This window comes from Mycobacterium sp. 134 (assembly GCF_048282715.1).
Lineage (GTDB): Bacteria > Actinomycetota > Actinomycetes > Mycobacteriales > Mycobacteriaceae > Mycobacterium > Mycobacterium septicum.
This window is the reverse complement of the sequence record NZ_JBLVUN010000008.1, coordinates 5,109,023-5,127,835: the sequence shown is the minus strand read 5'-3', so window position 1 is coordinate 5,127,835 and position 18,813 is coordinate 5,109,023. Positions and strand designations below refer to the sequence as shown.

The window sequence follows — 18,813 nt, the reverse complement described above, 5'->3', positions numbered from 1 at the left end:
CGGCCCGGAGGGTGGTCAGATTTCCGCGCCGCGCGACTGCGACGGGTGCGAACAGTGCGAAGTCCCCACTGCGGGCAGTGGGGACTTCATATGCGGGTCAACGGATTTTCGAGTACTCGGTGGGTTCGATGAACACCGATGTGGCGCCGGCGGTGACTTGCTCGCCGTTGGCCCTCGCCGCTTGCCATTCCGGATCGGCCCAGAAGGCCTCCCATGACTTGGCCGCGGCTTCGCGGCTGGTGTGGGCCACGATATAGGTGAGGGTGTCGGTTGCCTTGCCCTCCTCGTCGGTTTGCACCCAGAAGCCGATGTTGGTCATGCCGTGCTTCTCGAACAGCGCCGCGGCGTGATCGCCGATGCGAGCCACAAGCGCGTCGATCTTGCCCGGTACTGCCTCGTATGTGCGGAGTTCGAAGATGCGGGAATCAGAGCTCATTAGATCAATCTATCGAGAGCGTCCGGCCGGGGTCAATAGAGTCTTGGGGGGTCTGGAATCGGCGGGATTGTTGGAGAGATTCCGGCGGCGGTGTGACCATGTATGGCGTCGTCGAGGCCATATCTGCAGCTTGGGCACGACGAATGTCACACCGAAAGGGTGACCGTAAACTGGTAACAGATTGATCTAGCGGAGTAATCTGAGCCTGTGTCTCCCACTTCCGCGGCCGGTAAGCCGGTTGAAACGCGCGTCCGTCTGCTGGAATCCGCCACGGATCTGTTCAGCCGGCAGGGCTTCGGTGCAACCGGCATCAAGGCCGTCCTCGCGGCGGCCGAGGCACCCTACGGGTCGCTGTATCACTTCTTCCCGGGCGGCAAGCAGGAACTCGGTGCCGCAGCACTGACCTACGGCGGTGAGCGTTACCGGGAATTGCTGGAGTCGGTGTATCCGGAGGGGGCCGATGTCGTCGAGGCGACGGCGGCTTCGTTCCGTCAGGCCGCCGAGCTGCTGGAAGGCACTGACTACGGCTACGCCTGCCCGATCGCCACGATCGCGTTGGAAGTGGCCAACAACGACGAGCTGATGCGTACCGCGGCTGCCGAGGCATTCGAATCTTGGCTGGCGGTACTCCAGCAGCGCTTCACGGCTGCCGGCATGACCGACGAACGTGCTCGCGATGTCGCGGTGGAGATCTTCTGCCTGATCGAAGGCGCGGTCCTGCTCTCGCGCACGACGCGGTCGTCGGTGCCGATGCACACCGCCGGGCGGACGGCGGCCAATGCCGTGGCCGCTGGGCTGGCCGACGTTCCGAAGGGTCGCTCGGGGCGCGGCAGGGGCGCCCGGGCGTCTCGCTGAATCTGCGCGATCTCTTCACGATCTCGCGCGTCGTTGCGTGATCGCCCAGCGGGCACCCGTCCGCCTTCTCCGTGGCTGTTTCAGCCTTGCGCCACCACATGGGTGGGGCTCAAAGTGACGACAACGCGACCTTCCGTAGGTGCACCGGACGTTGCCGGGTCCTGGCCGTAATGCCGGAAAACTCGCTCGAAGAGGGCGAGGTCGGAATCCTCGTCGATCTTCACGGTGCCCCGGATCTCCAGCGTCCGGAATGGGTTCTTCGGATCGATGACGAACAACGTCGCCTGCGGGCGCGCGGCGACGTTCCGGTACTTCTGCCGTGTCTGCAGCAGGGAAATCTGCACGGTATGGCCCTCGGCCACGAACCAGATCGCCGTCACTTGGGGAGTCCCGTCTGCACCGACGGTGGACAGTGACGCGACCAGCGGCGTCTCGGCAAGGTCGCGGTGGGATTCGGGAATGGTGGGCATGTTTTTCCTTCCGGATCGGTCAAAGCGGAGACGGACCGAGCTCTGTTCTCCTAGGGTTGACGGTGTCCGACAATTATGATTGTCTGATTCCGCTAGAGCAATCTATCTAGTCCGCCGGAACGGCGCGACTGGGCGGGGACCACAACCCGTCCATGCCGAATCGGAAAGTCGGCGGGCCAGCGGCCAGAGAAGCACCTGCATTCCACCACCACCCCGGCCCCGCGCCGGGACACCAGCCTTCGGGAGGTAGCGATGAAGCTCCTTGCACACGATGTTGACGCTCACGAGATGATCCCGAGCACCAGGCTCGGCGACTACTTCGGCCAGGCGGGCCGAATCATGGGCGCACTTTTCGAGGCGACCGACCGGTTGCGTCCCGATCCCACCGACACCAACATGCACGTCGATGTCGACGACGTCATGGACATCGATTCGGACTCCGTCTGGAAGGTCAAGGGGCCCAAGGCGCCCAGCGCCATCGACCTGACCCGGCGGGTCGAGGTGCTCGATGCAATGGGAATCGAGAAGCAGCTGGTCTTTCCGACCACGGCGATCGCCGCGATGATGGTCGGCGGCATGGACGACTTCGGTTTCGAGCAGCGTTTCGGTGGCGACACCTCGATGCTCGAAGGCCTGTCGCGCCCGGAATTCTCCAAGCTCTTCCTGCGTGCTTACAACGACTTCGCGATCGAGAACGCCAACCTCAACGACGGTCGTGTCCGGCTCGTCGGCATCATTCCCACCAGTGACGACATCAACGAGATGATCACCGAGATCAAGCGACTCATCGACGGTGGGGTCAAGGGTGTCTACCTGCAGGCTGATGTCCCGCCCGGCGGTGTGTCTCCGGCGCACTCGGCGATGGATCCGCTGTGGAAGTTGTTGGAAGAGAACGACGTCACCGCCAACCTGCACATCGGCACCGAGTTCTTCTTCCTGGACCCGCGCTGGACCTTCGCCGAGACCTTCCAGGATCTGTTCCAGTCCCCGGAGATCCCGAACACCAACATCGGGATGTTCGCGACCTGTCACATGGCGATCGACAACTACCTGAGCGCCCTGGTCCTCGGCGGCGTGTTCGAGCGTTTCCCACGACTGCGGCTGGGTCTGTTCGAGGTCGGTGCGCACTGGGTCGGTCCCGCCGCTCGGCGGATGGACATGTACTGCAAGGTGTTCCCGGGTGCTGCCGCGGCCAAGCTTCCGTTGAAGCCATCTGAGTACATCGCGCGCAACGTACGGGTGTCGCCGTTCAACTTCGAGCCGGTCGACCGCTACATCCAGGACGATCCGGAACTGGTCGACGTGTTCTGCTACTCGACCGACTACCCGCACGTCGAGGGCACCAAGGACTCGATGAACAAGATGCTGGCCAAGGTCGAGCCGCTGGGCGAGGAGATCACGACCAAGTTCTTCCGGACGAACGCAGAGTGGCTCTTGCCGTGAGTGCCGGCGACCAGGCTTCGGTCCCACGCCTCGGCCCGCTCGGAATCTGGTCGTACCACCTCGATGTGCAGCCGATGGCCCGTGCCCAGCACGCCGTTGCCGAGCTCGATGATCTCGGCTTCGGTGCGCTGTGGGTGCCGGAGGCGGTCGCCCGGGAGCCGTTCGCCAACGCGGGGCTGTTGCTGGGGGCCACCGCTCGTATGACAGTGGCCACCGGCATCGCCAGCCTGCACGCGCGTAGCGCGATGACGATGAACGCAGGCTGGCGCACCTTGAGCGAGGCTTTCCCGGGGCGGTTCCTGCTGGGCATGGGAGTGAGCCATCAGACGGTGGTCGATGGCGCACACCTTGGCCGGTACGGGGCCAAGCCGTACAGCACGATGGTCGACTACCTCGATACGATGGACAACAGCGAATTCTGGGGTGCCGCATCGCCAGTCGCGCCCCAGCGGGTACTGGCGGCGCTCGGGCCGCGGATGTTGCGACTGGCCGCCGAACGAGGGATGGGCGCGCACACGTACTTCGTTCCCGTCGAGCACACAGCGGTAGCCCGCGACGAGCTCGGCGACGATGCACTGCTCGCCCCGGCACAGACCGTCGTTTTCGAGACCGATCCGGCACAGGCGCGCCAGATCGCCCGCAAGTTCATGTCTCGATACCTCGCGCTGCCCAACTACACCAACAACCTTCGCCGATTGGGTTGGGGTGAAGAAGATTTGGCCGATGGCGGCAGTGACCGGCTCGTCGACGCGATTGTCGCGTGGGGTTCTCTCGATCAGATCGCGGCCCGGGTGCAGGGACACCTCGATGCCGGTGCCGACCACGTATGCGTGCAGGTACAGACCGGGGACACGCAGCACATGCCGGTGGCCGAGTGGCGTGAGCTCGCGTCGATCATGCCAACGCTCCGCGCCAGATCAGCTGTCGCCCAATACACGTCCTAAGCACGAAACAGAGAGATAACCATGTCGCAGACCGCTGCCACCCGATACCTCAACGCGCTCGTCGAGCACGGCATCGAATACTTCTTCGTCAATGCGGGGACCGACTTCGCGCCGATCGTCGAGGCCTATGCGCTCAACAAGGACAACAACCCGGCGCTGCCGACGCCGGTGCTGTGCGCGCACGAGAACCTGGCCGGCGGCATGGCCCATGGTGCCGCCCTCGTGACGGGGCGACCCCAGGCCCTGATGCTGCACGTCAACGTCGGTACGGCGAACGCTGCGTGCTCGGTCGCCAACGCCTCACGCGACCGGATTCCGCTGCTGGTCACCGCCGGTCGGTCGCCGATCCTCGAAGGTGGTGCGGTCGGCGCCCGCGATCTGCCCATCCACTGGTCACAAGAGATGTTCGACCAGGCGAGTCTGGTGCGCGAATTCGTCAAGTGGGACTACGAATTGCGCGATCCCCGTCAGGTCGAGTCCGTCGTCGACCGGGCATTGAGCGTCGCTACCGCCCACCCGCAGGGGCCGGTGTACCTCGCCCTGCCCCGTGAGGTTCTGGCCGAACCGGCGCAGGCCCCGGCGGTGCCGGTCGCGCGCACCCCCGTCCCGGCCACCGTGCAACCCGATCCCGACGCCATCGAGGCGCTCGCCGACCGTATCGCCGCCGCCGAGTTCCCGGTCATCGTGGCCACCGCGAATGGGATCGAGCCCGAATCCGTCGGGCTGCTCGGGGATCTCGCCAGCCGGTTCGGGATCGGAGTCGCGGATCCGTGGGCCCGATACCTCAACATCCCGTACAACCATCCGCACCGCGTCGCAAACATGGACGTGGCGGCCACCGTCTTCGCCCGGGCAGATGTCATCGTCTTCCTCGAGAGCGACGTGCCGTGGATGGAGACGCACACGCCGCCCCCAGCCGACACCTACATCGCGCAGGTCGGGGTCGATCCGCTGTACGCCACCTACCCGATCCGGTCGCATCGCTCCGATCTGAACATCAGCGCCACGCCGGCGGCTTTCCTGAGCCGGCTGTCCGCCGCCCTGGAGGCCCGCGCCGACCGTATCGACCAGAGTCGCGCCGAGGAGATCCGTGTCGTGGCTGCGGCTCGTCAGGGTCGTATCGACGCCCAGCGGCGGGACGAAAACGGCCGCGATGCCGATGAGCCGATCACCGCGGCGGCAATCTCGGCCGTTCTCGGTGAGTTGCTCGACGAGGACGACATCGTGTTCAACGAGTACGTCTCGACCGCCTGCCTACTCAACCGGACGAAGCCTGGTACCTACTACTTCCTGCCCGCCTCGGGCGGGTTGGGCTGGGGCCTGCCGGCAGCGCTCGGAGCCCAGTACGCCGCACCCGACCGTACCGTGGTCGCCACGCTCGGCGATGGCGCCTACATGTTCGCCAACCCCGCGGCCTGCCACCACGCGGCCGCCAAGCACAACCTTCCGGTGCTGACGATCATCGCCAACAACAGCAACTGGTGGGCCGTCGACATGGCGACTCAGCTGGTCTATCCGGAGGGCGAAGCGGTCGCCACCGGCGAGGGACGCTTCTCGGATCTCTCGCCCTCACCGGACTTCGCGGCCTACTGCACCGCCGCAGGCGGCTACGGCGTGACGGTTCACCACCGCAGCGAGCTTGCGGGCGCCCTCAAGGAGGCCTTGCGCGTGGTGCGTGACGAGCGGCGTCAGGCTCTCGTCGATGTCCGTACCAAGTAGCCCGGCGTTCACCGATGCCCGTCGCAGGCCCGGGCAACGTCGCCTGGGCCTGCGACTCTCGAACTGGAGATGTGATGCGATACAACCACGCTGAGCTGTTCGCCGGCGTCGCCGAGGCGCTCCCCGAACGCGACTGCATCGTGTTTCGGGAGAGTCGATTCACCTATCGTGATGTGGCAGCGCGGGTCAATCGACTGGCGAATATCCTGCTTTTCCACGGGATCACGAGCCACAGGCCGCGCACCGAACTGCAGCCGTGGGAATCGGGCCAAGACCACGTCGCGCTATATCTGCACAACGGGAACGAGTACCTGGAAGGCATGCTCGGCGCTGCCGCCGCCCGTGCGACGTCGCTGAACGTAAACTACCGGTACGTCGAAGCCGAGCTGTCCTACCTCCTCAACGACGCCTCGCCGCGCGCGATCATCTACCACGCCCGTTTCGCGCCGACCCTCGCCGTGGTCCTGAGCTCCCTGCGTACGCCGCCGACCCTGCTCCTTCAGGTCGCCGACGAATCCGGCAACGTGTTGCTTCCCGGCGCACTCGACTACGAGGATGCGCTGGCAGCCGCCAATCCCTATACCCCTGAGACGCAACCGGATGCCGACGACCTCTACCTGCTCTACACGGGCGGCACGACCGGGATGCCGAAGGGCGTGATGTGGGCTCAGGCCGACATCCTGGTGAGCGGCCTGGGCGCGTTCCTGCCCGACGGCATGTTCGGAGCGAGGACCCTCGCCGAGGGCGTTGCCCTCGTCGCCAAGGCCGATCGCTCTGTGGTGCTGCCGTTGCCGCCGCTCATGCACGGTGCGGCCCAGTGGATGGCGCTCGCGGGTCTGCTGGGCGGGGGGACCGTCGTTTTCCCAGATGTGGTGGACCGGCTCGATGCCGCATCGATCTGGCAACTGATCGACCGCGAGGGAGTGCAGCGGATGAACCTGGTGGGCAACGCGTTTGCCACGCCGCTGTGTGATGAGTTCGAACGCGGTTGCCACTCCGGGAAAACGCTGCAGTTGGTCGGCGTGGGTGGCGCGGTCACCAGCGCATCGGTCAAAGACCGCATCCTGCGACTGCTGCCGCAGGTGATGATCGCGGATGTCGCCGGATCCTCTGAAACCGGCTCGCAGCTCACCAATGTGAGTACCAGCCAGTCACCGGCTACCTCCGGTGTCTTCGCCCCGGCCGACGGCACGTGCGTCGTGTCCGAGGACCATGGCCACGTCCTGGAGCCCGGAGATCCGGAGACCGGATGGCTGGCGCGTGCGGGCGCCATTCCGCTGGGCTATCTCAACGACCGCGACAAGACCGAACGCACGTTCCCGACGGTCGAGGGCCGGCGCATGTCGCTACCGGGTGACCGGGCGCGGCACCGCACCGACGGCACCATCGAACTGCTCGGCCGCGACTCGGTCACCATCAACTCGGGCGGCGAGAAAATCTTCGCAGAGGAGGTCGAGGACGCACTGATCTCTCACCCCGCGGTCCGCGATGTGGTCGTGGTAGGGCGGCCCAGCGAGCGGTGGGGTAGCGAGATCGTCGCCGTCGTCGAGCTGGTGGCCGGACTCAACCCGACAGACGAGGAGCTGGTGGCCGAAGTCGGTCAGCGACTGGCCCGGTACAAGCTGCCGAAGGCCATTGTCCGCGTGGACGCGGTGCTCCGAAGTCCGGCAGGGAAAGCCGACTACCGGTGGGCCAGAGACCTTGCCACCGCAGCTGAATCGCCCGCACAAAAGGAGTTGATCAAATGACCCTCACCACTGACTCGACAGTTGACGTCACACCCGCGGAGCTGCAGGGCCTCCTCGACGCGCAGCGTGCCGCCCAGTCCCTCGATCCGATCCCCGACGCCGCGACCCGGCGCGATCGCATCGACCGGTTCGTGACGGCAGTCCTGGAGCACAGCGCGGAACTGGCCGAAGCGCTCGACGCGGATTTCGGCGGACGCCCCGCAACCACGTCCCTCGAGCTCGACATCCTCGGTGGCATGGGCACGATCGCCTATGCCCGGGAGAACCTTGAGGAGTGGATGGCGCCGACCGAGGTTCCGGCCGGGATGGGCGGGGCCTTCCCGACTTTCGTCCAGAATCGCCCCAAGGGTGTGGTCGGGGTCATCGGTCCGTGGAACTTCCCGGTCGTCCTCGTGTTCACGCCGACCGTGGAAGCGCTGGCCGCCGGCAACCGGGTGATGATCAAATTCTCGGACATGACGCCGCGCACCGGGGCGGTGTTCGCCCGGGCGGTTGCCTCCCGGATGAGTCCCGAGGAGGTTGTGGTCGTCAATGGCGGATTGCCGACCGCCACCGCTTTCACGGACCTGCGTTTCGACCACATCTTCTTCACCGGTTCACCGAAGGTGGGACGCCTCATCGCCACGGCCGCCGGAAAGAACCTGGTGCCGGTGACGCTCGAGCTGGGCGGTAAGAACCCCGCCATCGTCGCGCCGGACGCCGACATCGTCGACGCCGCAACGCGTCTCGCCGCCGCCCGGCACGTCAACGGCGGTCAGGTATGTCTGTGCCCCGACTACGCTTTTGTCCCTGAATCAGCCAAGGACGCCTTTGTCGAGGCCTACCAGAAAGCAGTGCTCGCGCACTTCCCGACGTTCATCGACAACCCCGATGTGGTGTCGATCGTCAACGACGCCAACTATGCACGCGTCTCAGGACTGGTCGAGGATGCAAAGTCCAAGGGAGCCTTTGAGATCGTGATCGTGCCGGAGGGGGAGAAGGACCGGTTACCGGACACCGGGTCTCGCCGGTTCCCGCCGACGCTGCTGCTCAACACCCCGGAGAGCGCTGCGATCAACACCGAGGAGATCTTCGGCCCGGTGCTGGTGGTGCACACCTACTCTGACGTCGACGAGGCCATCGCCTACGCCGCGACCGGAGAACACCCGCTGTCGTCCTACTGGTACGGCGCGGAAACCGACGAGTTCAGGCGGTTTCTGCTCAACACGACATCGGGTGCAGTGTCGCGCAACGACTTCGGGTTGGCGTATGTCAACGACGCGGTGCCGTTCGGCGGTGTCGGGATGAGTGGATCGGGCGCCTACCACGGCAAGGCCGGGTTCGACACCTTCTCCCATCAGCGTCCCGTCGCGCAGAGCGACCTGCCCACCCCGTTCGCCGCGGCCTTCACGCCGCCACTGACACCCGAACGGGTCCAGACCGCGGCCGGTACGGTCGCCGTGATCTTGGCCGACACGGTGTCCCGACTGCCCGAGGCGTGATCGTGAGTGACTTCGAGACAATCCGGTACGAGCGCCCCGCGGACAAGGTCGCCCGCATCGTGCTCGACCGGCCCGAGGCCAGGAATGCGCAGAGCATGCGGATGCTCTACGAGCTCAACGATGCGTTCGATCTTGCCGCCCAGGATGATTCGGTGAGCGTCATCATCCTGGCCGCCAATGGTCCGCACTTCTCCGCCGGCCACGACCTGCGCGAGCAGGACGCGCTGCAGGTGGTGCAGGATCACCAACGGGTGGGCACCTGGTGCGGCTTCGGATGTGCCGGCGCCGAATCGCAGATGGCGGTCGAGAAGGAGATGTACCTCGGCCTGAGCGAGCGATGGCGTAACCTCCCGAAACCCACCATCGCCGCCGTGCAGGGCAAGGTGATTGCCGGCGGCCTCATGCTGGTATGGCCCTGCGACCTGATCGTGGCAGCCGACGATGCGCTGTTCCAGGACAACACCGTGTCCATGGGTGTGGCCGGTGTGGAGTTCTTCAATCACACCTTTGAGGTGGGTGCGAGGAAGGCGAAGGAGATGTTGTTCACCTCCGACTTCCTCGCGGCCGAGGAGGTCCACCGTCTCGGCATGGTGAACCATGTCGTGCCGCTCGACGAGCTGCAAGCTTTCACGTTGGAGTTGGCGTCACACATCGCCGAAAAGCCGCTGTTCGCACTCAAGTTGGCCAAAGAGTCGGTGAACGCCGCACAGGACAACCAAGGTCGCCTCAACGCGATGCAGACCTCGTTCGCGTACCACCAGCTGTGCCACAGCCACAATCAGCAGATCCACGGCATGCTGATCGATCCGGGCTTCATGGCGAAGACGTTCAAAGCCAAGGTCGAGGCTGCCCGATGAGGGGCCGGCGCCGGAGGCCCTAGCTTCCAATGGAAGTGCGAGATGCGATGCGGCACCGAGCCCGGCGCCGCGTGACCCACGAGTTCGACCACCCACCCCAGCTGCTACCCGGCTGGACGGTATTGGGCGTCGAACTCATCGTTCCCGGCAACGCGGTGCCGGTGCGTGACGAATCAATCGCCGCGTGGACGCAGGCCGTCGAGTAGGCGGATCAGTTCTTCGTGGTTCTCGGACGGCAAGAACTCGGCCGTGTCGGCCGATGCGCGCAACGATATTGCGCCGATGACGGCGTCCGCCACGGTGCCGGGTTTGATGTCTGCGCGTACCTCGCCGCGGGCGATGGCGTCGTGAAGGGCATCTTCGATGACGGCCAGGCAGCGATCGACCGAATCCCGTTTGAATGCCACGTACATGTCGGGGCAGGCCCCGATCTCCGCCACTCAGCGAGTCAGGATGCTGAGCCGCGGTGGCACGGGCAACCCGAACCAGCCACCCTGGAAACCATGGCGGACCCCACAGGTATGTGGGGATTCCCGTACGACGTCGCCGACGCCATGATGACTGCTGGCAGTCCGGCCGAGATCGCCGCGGAATTGGCCGCTCTACACGATGCCGGAGTCGAGCGCGTGACGGTCAACCTGGTGGGGAACTGGTTTCAGCAGATCGAATTGCTTACCGAAGCCGCAAGGATGCTCGCCTGACATCGGGGCGGGCGGACCACGCGCGACGCGCGAATCGTGGCCTGAATCACTACAACTTCTTGACATGCGCCACGTCACAGCGAGAAACTGACATGCGTACATGTCAGATAGCTACAGCCCTAGAGAGGAAGCTCGGATGCGAGCCAGCTTTGACGTACGGAATGCGGATGCGGACACCCTGTCGAATCCGGAACTGAAACCGTTCACGATGGTGTCAGCGGATTCTCATGTGTCCCTGCCGCCGAAGATGTACAAGGACTATGTCGACGCGCAGTACCACGATGCGTTCGACGGCTACCTCGACGATGTGGCAGTCATCAACCAGGTTGTCGGGCTGACCGGGTACCCGGCACCTGAGGAATCGCTCGAGGTGTATGACACGCGTGGCGTGGTGTCGCGGGCGGGCGAGGTCGGATACTTCGATCCGGTGTGGCGCCTTCGCCACGTGGAGGCCGAGGGTATCGCGGCTGAGTTCCTCCATCCGTTCGGGCCCATCGGTTTCGTGCCGTTCCTCGACGCGCAGAACTCGCGGCGGTCACACGAGCTGCGCAAAGCGGGCGCGCAGGCGCACAACCGCTTTCTGAAGGACTTCTGTTCGGAGGCCCCCGGCCGCCTGCTAGGTGTGCCGCTGATCTATCCGTGGCCGGACTGGGAGTCCACGGTGGCCGAGATCGAGCGTGCCCGGGAGTGGGGTGCCCACGCGATCTATCCGCCGATGATGCCGGGCTCGGCCCCCGATGATCTGCCGCCGTTGTACGACAGCTGGTGGGACCCGATGTGGGCTGCCTGTCAGGACCTGGGCATGGTTGTGCACATCCACGCCGGTTTCGGTAATGCGCAGGGCTTCGTGGTCAACATGGTGCGGAGCGTGTTCAGCCGTACCAGCGGTGAGGATGCGGATGGTGAAGGCCTGGCGGCGATCGACGAAAGCATGTTGCCCAAGTTCGATCCGGACGCCGGTCCCGAGGCGGCCGGCACAAACTCCTTCTTGAGTGAGCTGTTCGAGACTTTCGGCGAGCGTCGGCCGTTATGGCAGTTGATGTGGGGCGGAGTGTTCGACCGGTTCCCGCGGCTGAAGGTCGCCTTCAGTGAGATCCACGCCGACTGGGTGCCGGTGACGCTGGCCTTCCTGGAGAGAGCGCACGCGACCAATCCGGGCCCGATGAAGCTGACGCCGAGTGAGTACTGGGCCCGCCATTGCGCGTGCGGAACATCGCTGATGCGCTACGGCGATGTGGCCGTCCGGCATGAGGTCGGTATCGACAAATTGATGTTCGGCAGCGATTTTCCGCATTTCGAGGGGACGTGGCCGAACACCCATGATTGGATTCGCACGACGTTGGGAGCGGTGCGCGAGGGCGAGGCTCGGGCGATATTGGGGGAGAACGCGATCGAGTTCTACGGGCTGGATCGTGCTCTGCTGGAGAAGACGGCGAAACGAGTTGGTCCACTGCCCAGTGAGCTGTTCACCGGCCAGCCGGTGGAGCCGAAGTTGGTCAGGCACTTCGAGTTCCGGGCTGGGATCAACAAGCCGGTCAACTTCGATGTCGACCAGATGAGTGAGGCTTTCGAGGAGGACCGGGCGGGGGCTACCGAAGCGCTGGCCGCTGTCGGAAACGGCTCCTGAGTTCCGAGCTGGTCAAACAGGCTGCACAACAGCGGGTTTCGATCTGCCGGCGTTCCAGGGCGAATGGTCGCGGGAACGCCGGCAGATTACCGCCGGTACTCGTTGCATGATTTTCTCTATTCAAATAGCCTGTCTAACATGACAATTCATCAATTCTCCGCCACTGCCGCCGACGGTTCGACGCAATCGCTCGACGCCTACGCCGGCCGCGTGGCGCTCATCGTCAACGTGGCCAGCAAGTGTGGATTCACCCCGCAGTACGAGGGCCTCGAAGCGCTGTACAAGGACAACCGCGATCGTGGCCTGGATATTCTCGGCTTCCCGTGCAATCAGTTCGGAGACCAGGAACCGGGTACCGACGCCGAGATCCAGGACTTCTGCTCGATGAATTACGGGGTGTCCTTCCCGGTCTTCGGCAAGGTTGAGGTCAACGGCCCCGATGCCGACCCGCTGTTCGTCTATCTGCGTTCGGAGGCGCCTGGCGACTTCGGTCCCTCGAACGGGCCGCTGTATGACCACATCAAGGCCACGCGCCCGGAAGTGCTCGACACCGACGAGGTGAAATGGAACTTCACGAAATTCCTTGTCGGCCGCGATGGCAATGTGATCCGCCGCTTCGAGCCGACTGTGACGCCTGAGCAGATCAAGTCGGAGATCGCCGGACTGCTGGACTGATCGCGGAGATGCCGGGCATGCGGTGGAGCCTGCTGGTCGGCAGCCCACCGCCTGCCCGACGTCCGCAACGTGTCGGTCAGAGCAAGCCGGCGCTCACCACGTGCGTCGTACCCGTCACATAGCGGCCATCCTCGGACACCAGATACAGGATGGCATTCGAGATGTCGATCGGTTCGATCGCACTCGTGGGCATGCCCGTCATGGTGCGCGCCACCTCCTCGAAATCCTCCCGGGTCGGGTGTTCGAGGTCGGGCCGAAACAGCCGGAAGGTCGGCTCGTTGAGCACCATATCGGTCATCACGGTGCCCGGATGCACGGTGTTGACCCGGATCCCTTGCGGTGCCAGCTCTTTCGACAGAACGTTGGACAGTTGGATGAGGCCGCCCTTGGCTGCCGCGTAGTGCGCGATGTTCGGCTGCACGACGATTGCCGCCAGCGAACTGGTGATCACCACCGACCCGCCCCGCCCGCCCGCGATCACGTGCGGAACGGAGGCTTTGAGGGTCTTCCAGGCGCCCGTCAGGTTGATGTCGATCATGGTCTGCCAGTGCTCTTCGCTCATCTCGAGCGTGGGGCCGGCGCCACGATTCCCGCGTTCGCCAACACGATGTCCAGCCGCCCCAGTTCGGCTACGCCCGCATCGACTGCCGTCTGCAGCGTCGCCAGGTCGCGCACATCCGCCTCCGCGGCCACGATTCGGCGGCCGAGGGCCTCGACCTGCCTCACGGTCTCAGCCAGGTCCTCGGCGGTCGCGGGCTCATAGGGCAGGCCCGGGATGTGCTTCGGCACGTCGATCCCGATGATGTCGGCACCTTCCTCCGCCAGCCGTACCGCGTGTGAGCGGCCCTGCCCGCGCGCCACACCGGTGATGAAGGCGACTTTGCCCTCAAGTTTTCCCGCCATTCGCGGTCCTCACTCTCCAATTCGTTGCCAGGAACGGCCATGTGGTTGTCGGTCATCGGTGTGTTCGACGGTGTCGTCACGGGTTGTGTTGAGGCCCTTGGCTGTACCGGCCACCCGATTCGGCTTGCCTGTCAGGAGGCGCGGTGTCGTGAACGCGCTGTGGACGGGGACAACCGGTCCGCAATAACTGACAGTACGCCATGTCAGATATGTGGTAAAGGTATCGCTTGGCCGGTTCGGGCAACCGTCAGCACTATGCTGGGGCCGACGCAGGCCAACAGGTGGGAGTGAAGGTGTCGGCTTCGGGCACGAGCCGCGTGTACGGCGGGGTCACCGGCGAAGAGCGCATCGCAGAGCGGCGCCGGAAGTTGATCGAGGCCGGCATGAACTTGTTCGGTTCTGGCGACTCCGGAATCGTTCGGGTCAAGGATGTGATCGCCGAGGCCGGATTGACCGAGCGGTACTTCTACGAGAACTTCGGCGATCTGGACACGCTGTTCGACGCGGTCCTCGGGCTCACCATGGACACTGTCGAAAGTGACGTGGACGCCGCTGTCGGCAATGCGTCGGGTGACGCCTTCGCCCGGGTCTCGGTCGCATTGCGCACGGCGGTCGATACGCTCGCCGCCGACCCCCGCATGATCCGCATCATCTTCGTCGAGGCGCTCGGCAAAGGCGGGCGTGCCGGTACCCGCCGAAACGAGATCCTCAGCCGCGCTGCCGCGAACTTCGTCCGGTGGTCGGGGGCCGACGCGGGCGATTTCACCAGCAGCCCGGTCGACGCCCGCATGAAGGCGTTCGCCCTTTCGGGAGCTGCTTCGGAGCTGTTGATCGCGTGGGCAGAGGGCCTGCTTGAGATCTCGCCGGCCGAGCTCGCGGATTTCCTCGTGGGCCTTTACTGGCGGATCAACCTGCCCTGAGGGTTCCTGGATCTCCGGCGCCTCGAGCACGCTCTGACCTGCCCACTAGACTGTTGCGGTGGCATCTCCATCACCCCGTCCCGTCCTCGTCGTCGACTTCGGCGCTCAGTACGCACAGCTGATCGCTCGCCGGGTCCGTGAGGCGCGGGTGTTTTCCGAGGTCATCCCGCACACCACCACGGTCGAGGAGATCAAGGCCAAGGATCCGCAGGCCATCGTGCTTTCGGGTGGTCCGGCCAGTGTCTACGCCGAGGGCGCCCCACGCCTGGACCCTGCGTTGTTCGATCTCGACGTGCCGGTGTTCGGCATTTGCTACGGCTTCCAGGCGATGGCCCAGGTGCTGGGCGGCACCGTCGAACACACCGGGACCAGCGAATATGGGCGCACCGAGCTCAACGTGTCGGGTGGCGACTTGCATTCGGAGCTGCCCGGCAGCCAGCCGGTGTGGATGAGCCACGGCGACGCGGTCACGGCCGCGCCGGAAGGCTTCGAGGTGATCGCCTCCAGCGCCGGCGCCCCGGTCGCGGGCTTCGAGAACCGGGCCCGCCGCCTGGCCGGCGTGCAGTACCACCCCGAGGTGCTGCATTCTCCGCACGGCCAGCAGGTGCTGAGCCGGTTCCTGCACGAATTCGCCGGGATCGGTGCCACCTGGACCCCGGCCAACATCGCCGAGCAACTGATCGAGGCGGTTCGCGCCCAGATCGGTGACGGCCAGGCCATCTGCGGGCTGTCCGGTGGCGTCGACTCCGCGGTGGCAGCCGCGCTGGTGCAACGCGCCATCGGGGACCGGCTCACGTGTGTGTTCGTCGACCACGGTCTGCTGCGCGCGGGGGAGCGGGCGCAGGTGCAGCGCGATTTCGTCGCCGCGACCGGGGCCAAGCTGGTGACCGTCGATGTCGCCGATCGGTTCCTCGAAGCTCTGACCGGGGTGACGAATCCCGAGGGCAAGCGCAAGATCATCGGCCGCGAGTTCATCCGGGCGTTCGAGGGCGCGGTGCGCGATACCCTCAGCGAGGCGGACATCGACTATCTGGTGCAGGGCACGCTGTACCCCGATGTCGTGGAATCCGGTGGTGGCACCGGCACGGCCAACATCAAGAGCCATCACAACGTCGGCGGCCTTCCGGACGACCTGAAGTTCAAGCTCGTCGAGCCGCTGCGGCTGTTGTTCAAGGACGAGGTGCGCGCGGTGGGCCGGGAGCTGGGTCTGCCCGAGGAAATCGTTGCCCGCCAACCTTTCCCGGGACCGGGTCTCGGTATCCGCATCGTCGGCGAGGTGACCGCAGACCGGTTGGACACCCTGCGACGCGCGGATGCGATCGCCCGCGAGGAGCTCACGGCCGCCGGCCTGGACCAGCAGATCTGGCAGTGTCCCGTGGTGCTGCTGGCCGACGTGCGTTCGGTGGGCGTGCAGGGCGACGGACGTACTTACGGTCACCCGATCGTGCTGCGCCCGGTGTCCAGCGAGGACGCGATGACTGCGGACTGGACCCGCGTGCCTTACGAAGTGCTGGAACGTATTTCGACCCGGATCACCAACGAGGTGCCCGAGGTCAACCGGGTGGTGCTGGACGTCACCAGCAAGCCGCCGGGCACCATCGAGTGGGAGTGATCTCCGCCTAGTCGGCCGTGGCCTCGGGCGTGGCCGCCTTCTCGATGTACTCGGTCAACATCTGACTGACGACCGATTCGATGGTCGACTCGATCGAGGCGGCCAGTGTCGCGCTCACCGCGGAGACGGCCTGCGTCCGGAATTGGATCAGCATCGTGATCAGTTCGGCCACTTCGGTGTCCGCGGGCAGAGACTCGCCGGGCTTGATCTTCTCCGACACCTGATCCACCCCGGCCTGCACCAGGATCGAGCTGATCTGATCCAGGAGCGGCACCACCTGCTCGTGCACGTTGATCAGCGTGTCGATCGGCACGCCGTACCGCCGGACCTCATTGAACGCCTCGATCAGCTTGGGCCGCACGATGATTGCCTCATCGGACGTCTTCTCGAGCTTGATCACGCCGTTGCCGACCAGCCGGGCGAACCCGGCATCGTCGTCGACCAGGCGCTTGGCATCGGCGAGCGGCATCCGCTCGGGTTTCTCTGTCGCCCAGTTGCCCGCGATGGCATCCTCCAGGCCAAGCACATCACCGATGTCCTTGCCCTGTTCCCAGGCGCTGAGCATCTCGTGGACATGCGCGATGTTGTAGCCCCGGTCCAGCATCGAGGTGATCAACCGCAGCCGGGTCAGATGCGTGTCGTTGAACAACGCGATCCGGCCGACCCGCAGCGGTGGGTGCAGCAATCCCCGGTCGCGATACACCCGGATGTTGCGGGTGGTCGTGTCAGCCAGCCGCGCGAGCTCCTCGATCCGGTACTCGCCGGAGGCCGCGGCGCCGTGCGGCTGGACGGCGGCGTCGAAGAGCTGGGACACCGCCGTCTCGATGACATCGCGCGATCCGCGCCGGATCTGCCGTGGTGCCCGGCGCAGACCGGTGAGGATCGTCGAGATGGCGCCGGCGGACTGCCGGGGCTGCTTGCCCGCCATCAGGCCGAGGAGCTGATCGCGACGCGTTCGTCGCGTGCTGCCACGTCGTAGTCGCCGAGCCGGAAATCCCGCATCTGTCGAAGATACTGGGTGGCGGTTCCGGGATACATCGACGCGTTGAATCCGTCCGCGGTCAGATACCAGCTGCTGCACCCCGACATCCAGGTGGTTTTCGTCAGTCGCTGTTGCAGGCGGGCGTTGTGCCGCCCCTGAACTTCGGCGCGAACGTCGAGGTAGCGAAGGTTCTTCCGCAGGATCGTGCTGATGCCGGTGACGGTGTAGTCGATCTGGCCCTCGACGTAGACGAGCAGCGAGTTGTGTCCCGGACCGGAGTTGGGTCCGGTCATCAGGAACAGGTTGGGGTACCCGTGGACGTTGATGCTCTTGTACGCCTGGGCGCCGCCCGTCCATTCGTCGGCCAGGGACCGGCCGCCGAGACCGGTGACCGGGTAGGGCGGGCCGGTGAGATGAACATCGAAGCCGGTGGCGAACACGATCGCGTCGAGGTGGTGTTCGATGCCGTCGCTGGTGCGGATGCCCACCGGGCTCATCGTGGCGATCGGCCAGTCGATCAGCTTGCAGTTGTCGCGCTGCAGCGCCGGGTAGTAATCGCTGGAGACCAGCATCCGCTTGCAGCCCGGAGTGAAATCCGGGGTCAGCTGCCTGCGCAGCCACGGATCGGAAACCTGCCGGCGCAGATGTGCCTTGCCGAGCCGCGCCACAAGTCCCGTCAGCGGGGTGTCCCACACCATCGCCGTCGCGCTGGCCTCATGGCCCCAGAACAGGACTTGGCGGGCGAACTGTTGTACGGCAGGCACTTTCGCGAACAGGGTGCGCGCCGCAGGGGGAGTGGCGATATCCAGCCGTGGGATCACCCAGCCCGGGGTACGTTGGAACACCTTGACGAAGCCTGCGGTCTTGACCAGCTCCGGGATGATCTGCACGGCGCTGGCCCCGGTGCCGATGACGGCGACGCGCTTGCCGGTGAAGTCATAGTCGTGGTCCCAGTTCGCGCTGTGGATCTTGTGGCCCTCGTAGGTGTCCAGTCCGCGGATGTCGGGCCACTTGTGGTCGGGTAGGGGACCGGAGGCCAGTACCACGGTCCGCGCCCGAAAACGCTTGCGGCCGGTGGTGTTGACCGTCCAGACGCCTTCGGCTTCGTCGAACGACAGACCGTTGACCTCGACACCGAACTGGATCCGGCGGCGCAGGTCGAACGAGTCCACCATGCCCTCGATGTGCTGACGGATCTCGCCGGCCGGGGAGTAGGCCCGCGACCAGTCCGGGTTCTTGACGAACGAGAACGAGTACAGCAGCGACGGAATATCGCATGCTGCACCGGGATAGGTGTTGTCGCGCCATGTCCCGCCGACGCGGTCCGAACGGTCCAGGATGACGAAGTCGTCGATTCCGGCCTCGATGAGTTTGATGGCGGTGCCGATGCCGGTGAACCCGGCACCGACGATCAGCGTGTCGTAGGTCCGATTCGCCATC

General features: G+C 65.4%; 18 protein-coding genes and 1 pseudogene. 13 read left to right on the top strand and 6 right to left on the bottom strand.

Annotated elements, in window-relative coordinates:
* Positions 1 to 97: 97 nt before the first annotated feature.
* Positions 98 to 436 carry an NIPSNAP family protein gene (locus tag ACNQVK_RS29260; RefSeq protein WP_409550372.1) on the bottom strand — a complete coding sequence of 113 codons (339 nt, stop codon included), beginning with the start codon at positions 434 to 436 and terminating at the stop codon, positions 98 to 100.
* 207 nt (positions 437 to 643) lie between these two features.
* On the opposite strand from ACNQVK_RS29260, the gene ACNQVK_RS29255 reads away from it, so the two are divergent.
* The gene (locus ACNQVK_RS29255) at positions 644 to 1,291 is read left to right on the top strand and encodes a TetR/AcrR family transcriptional regulator (RefSeq protein ID WP_418032318.1); all 648 of its coding nucleotides are present in this window, start codon (positions 644 to 646) and stop codon (positions 1,289 to 1,291) included.
* An 80-nt stretch (positions 1,292 to 1,371) separates the two neighbouring features.
* Here ACNQVK_RS29255 and ACNQVK_RS29250 read toward each other — a convergent pair whose 3' ends face one another.
* The gene (locus ACNQVK_RS29250; RefSeq protein WP_418032317.1) at positions 1,372 to 1,761 is read right to left on the bottom strand and encodes a PPOX class F420-dependent oxidoreductase; all 390 of its coding nucleotides are present in this window, start codon (positions 1,759 to 1,761) and stop codon (positions 1,372 to 1,374) included.
* Positions 1,762 to 2,013: 252 nt separating this feature from the next.
* Here ACNQVK_RS29250 and ACNQVK_RS29245 point away from each other — a divergent pair, with 252 nt between their 5' ends.
* From ACNQVK_RS29245 to ACNQVK_RS29215, 7 genes are all read left to right on the top strand, one after another.
* On the top strand, positions 2,014 to 3,204 hold the full coding sequence (locus ACNQVK_RS29245) for an amidohydrolase family protein (RefSeq protein ID WP_418032316.1): 1,191 nt from the start codon (positions 2,014 to 2,016) through the stop codon (positions 3,202 to 3,204).
* Positions 3,201 to 4,148, top strand: coding sequence for an LLM class F420-dependent oxidoreductase (locus tag ACNQVK_RS29240; RefSeq protein ID WP_418032315.1), 948 nt, complete (start codon positions 3,201 to 3,203; stop codon positions 4,146 to 4,148). The genes ACNQVK_RS29245 and ACNQVK_RS29240 overlap by 4 nt, the downstream gene beginning before the upstream one ends.
* Before the next feature lie 21 nt (positions 4,149 to 4,169).
* Positions 4,170 to 5,867 carry a thiamine pyrophosphate-requiring protein gene (locus ACNQVK_RS29235; RefSeq protein WP_418032314.1) on the top strand — a complete coding sequence of 566 codons (1,698 nt, stop codon included), beginning with the start codon at positions 4,170 to 4,172 and terminating at the stop codon, positions 5,865 to 5,867.
* A 74-nt stretch (positions 5,868 to 5,941) separates the two neighbouring features.
* Positions 5,942 to 7,615, top strand: coding sequence for an AMP-binding protein (locus ACNQVK_RS29230; protein WP_418032313.1), 1,674 nt, complete (start codon positions 5,942 to 5,944; stop codon positions 7,613 to 7,615).
* Positions 7,612 to 9,096: an aldehyde dehydrogenase family protein gene (locus tag ACNQVK_RS29225; RefSeq protein WP_418032312.1), complete on the top strand. Its 1,485-nt coding sequence runs from the start codon at positions 7,612 to 7,614 to the stop codon at positions 9,094 to 9,096. Before ACNQVK_RS29230 ends, ACNQVK_RS29225 begins: the two co-directional genes overlap by 4 nt.
* Positions 9,097 to 9,098: 2 nt before the next feature.
* Positions 9,099 to 9,953, top strand: a complete 855-nt coding sequence (locus tag ACNQVK_RS29220; RefSeq protein WP_418032311.1) for an enoyl-CoA hydratase — start codon at positions 9,099 to 9,101, stop codon at positions 9,951 to 9,953.
* Positions 9,954 to 9,982: 29 nt separating this feature from the next.
* A complete protein-coding gene (locus ACNQVK_RS29215; RefSeq protein WP_418032310.1) occupies positions 9,983 to 10,159 on the top strand; it encodes a hypothetical protein in 177 nt (58 codons plus the stop codon).
* On the opposite strand, the gene ACNQVK_RS29210 is transcribed toward ACNQVK_RS29215, so the two are convergent.
* Positions 10,127 to 10,393: a hypothetical protein gene (locus ACNQVK_RS29210; RefSeq protein ID WP_418032309.1), complete on the bottom strand. Its 267-nt coding sequence runs from the start codon at positions 10,391 to 10,393 to the stop codon at positions 10,127 to 10,129. The genes ACNQVK_RS29215 and ACNQVK_RS29210 overlap by 33 nt on opposite strands.
* 63 nt (positions 10,394 to 10,456) lie before the next feature.
* Between ACNQVK_RS29210 and ACNQVK_RS29205 the strand changes: the two genes are divergently transcribed.
* The 3 genes from ACNQVK_RS29205 (at position 10,457) to ACNQVK_RS29195 (ending at position 12,956) form a co-directional block, all read left to right on the top strand.
* Positions 10,457 to 10,654: a hypothetical protein gene (locus tag ACNQVK_RS29205; protein ID WP_418032308.1), complete on the top strand. Its 198-nt coding sequence runs from the start codon at positions 10,457 to 10,459 to the stop codon at positions 10,652 to 10,654.
* A 136-nt stretch (positions 10,655 to 10,790) separates the two neighbouring features.
* Positions 10,791 to 12,281, top strand: coding sequence for an amidohydrolase family protein (locus ACNQVK_RS29200; protein WP_418032307.1), 1,491 nt, complete (start codon positions 10,791 to 10,793; stop codon positions 12,279 to 12,281).
* A 138-nt stretch (positions 12,282 to 12,419) separates the two neighbouring features.
* Positions 12,420 to 12,956, top strand: coding sequence for a glutathione peroxidase (locus ACNQVK_RS29195; RefSeq protein WP_418032306.1), 537 nt, complete (start codon positions 12,420 to 12,422; stop codon positions 12,954 to 12,956).
* Positions 12,957 to 13,032: 76 nt separating this feature from the next.
* Here ACNQVK_RS29195 and ACNQVK_RS29190 read toward each other — a convergent pair.
* Positions 13,033 to 13,859 (bottom strand): annotated as a pseudogene (locus ACNQVK_RS29190) (mycofactocin-coupled SDR family oxidoreductase).
* 293 nt (positions 13,860 to 14,152) lie between these two features.
* On the opposite strand from ACNQVK_RS29190, the gene ACNQVK_RS29185 reads away from it, so the two are divergent.
* Both ACNQVK_RS29185 and guaA read left to right on the top strand, forming a co-directional pair.
* Positions 14,153 to 14,779, top strand: coding sequence for a TetR/AcrR family transcriptional regulator (locus ACNQVK_RS29185; protein ID WP_418032305.1), 627 nt, complete (start codon positions 14,153 to 14,155; stop codon positions 14,777 to 14,779).
* A gap of 58 nt (positions 14,780 to 14,837) precedes the next feature.
* Positions 14,838 to 16,391 carry a glutamine-hydrolyzing GMP synthase gene (guaA, locus tag ACNQVK_RS29180; protein ID WP_418032304.1) on the top strand — a complete coding sequence of 518 codons (1,554 nt, stop codon included), beginning with the start codon at positions 14,838 to 14,840 and terminating at the stop codon, positions 16,389 to 16,391.
* Positions 16,392 to 16,398: 7 nt separating this feature from the next.
* Here the strand turns inward: guaA and ACNQVK_RS29175 are convergent, their stop codons facing one another.
* Together ACNQVK_RS29175 and ACNQVK_RS29170 are read right to left on the bottom strand one after the other, a co-directional pair.
* Positions 16,399 to 17,319, bottom strand: coding sequence for a MerR family transcriptional regulator (locus ACNQVK_RS29175; RefSeq protein ID WP_418032303.1), 921 nt, complete (start codon positions 17,317 to 17,319; stop codon positions 16,399 to 16,401).
* A complete protein-coding gene (locus ACNQVK_RS29170; protein ID WP_418032302.1) occupies positions 17,319 to 18,812 on the bottom strand; it encodes a flavin-containing monooxygenase in 1,494 nt (497 codons plus the stop codon). Before ACNQVK_RS29170 ends, ACNQVK_RS29175 begins: the two co-directional genes overlap by 1 nt.
* Position 18,813 lies beyond the last annotated feature (1 nt).

Coding starts and splice junctions, on each gene's coding strand:
- ACNQVK_RS29260 (WP_409550372.1), bottom strand. CDS start 436: ATGAGCTCTGATTCCCGCATCTTCGAACTCCGCACATACGAGGCAGTA.
- ACNQVK_RS29250 (WP_418032317.1), bottom strand. CDS start 1,761: ATGCCCACCATTCCCGAATCCCACCGCGACCTTGCCGAGACGCCGCTG.
- ACNQVK_RS29245 (WP_418032316.1), top strand. CDS start 2,014: ATGAAGCTCCTTGCACACGATGTTGACGCTCACGAGATGATCCCGAGC.
- ACNQVK_RS29235 (WP_418032314.1), top strand. CDS start 4,170: ATGTCGCAGACCGCTGCCACCCGATACCTCAACGCGCTCGTCGAGCAC.
- ACNQVK_RS29230 (WP_418032313.1), top strand. CDS start 5,942: ATGCGATACAACCACGCTGAGCTGTTCGCCGGCGTCGCCGAGGCGCTC.
- ACNQVK_RS29225 (WP_418032312.1), top strand. CDS start 7,612: ATGACCCTCACCACTGACTCGACAGTTGACGTCACACCCGCGGAGCTG.
- ACNQVK_RS29215 (WP_418032310.1), top strand. CDS start 9,983: ATGGAAGTGCGAGATGCGATGCGGCACCGAGCCCGGCGCCGCGTGACC.
- ACNQVK_RS29205 (WP_418032308.1), top strand. CDS start 10,457: ATGGCGGACCCCACAGGTATGTGGGGATTCCCGTACGACGTCGCCGAC.
- ACNQVK_RS29200 (WP_418032307.1), top strand. CDS start 10,791: ATGCGAGCCAGCTTTGACGTACGGAATGCGGATGCGGACACCCTGTCG.
- ACNQVK_RS29195 (WP_418032306.1), top strand. CDS start 12,420: ATGACAATTCATCAATTCTCCGCCACTGCCGCCGACGGTTCGACGCAA.
- ACNQVK_RS29175 (WP_418032303.1), bottom strand. CDS start 17,319: ATGGCGGGCAAGCAGCCCCGGCAGTCCGCCGGCGCCATCTCGACGATC.
- ACNQVK_RS29170 (WP_418032302.1), bottom strand. CDS start 18,812: ATGGCGAATCGGACCTACGACACGCTGATCGTCGGTGCCGGGTTCACC.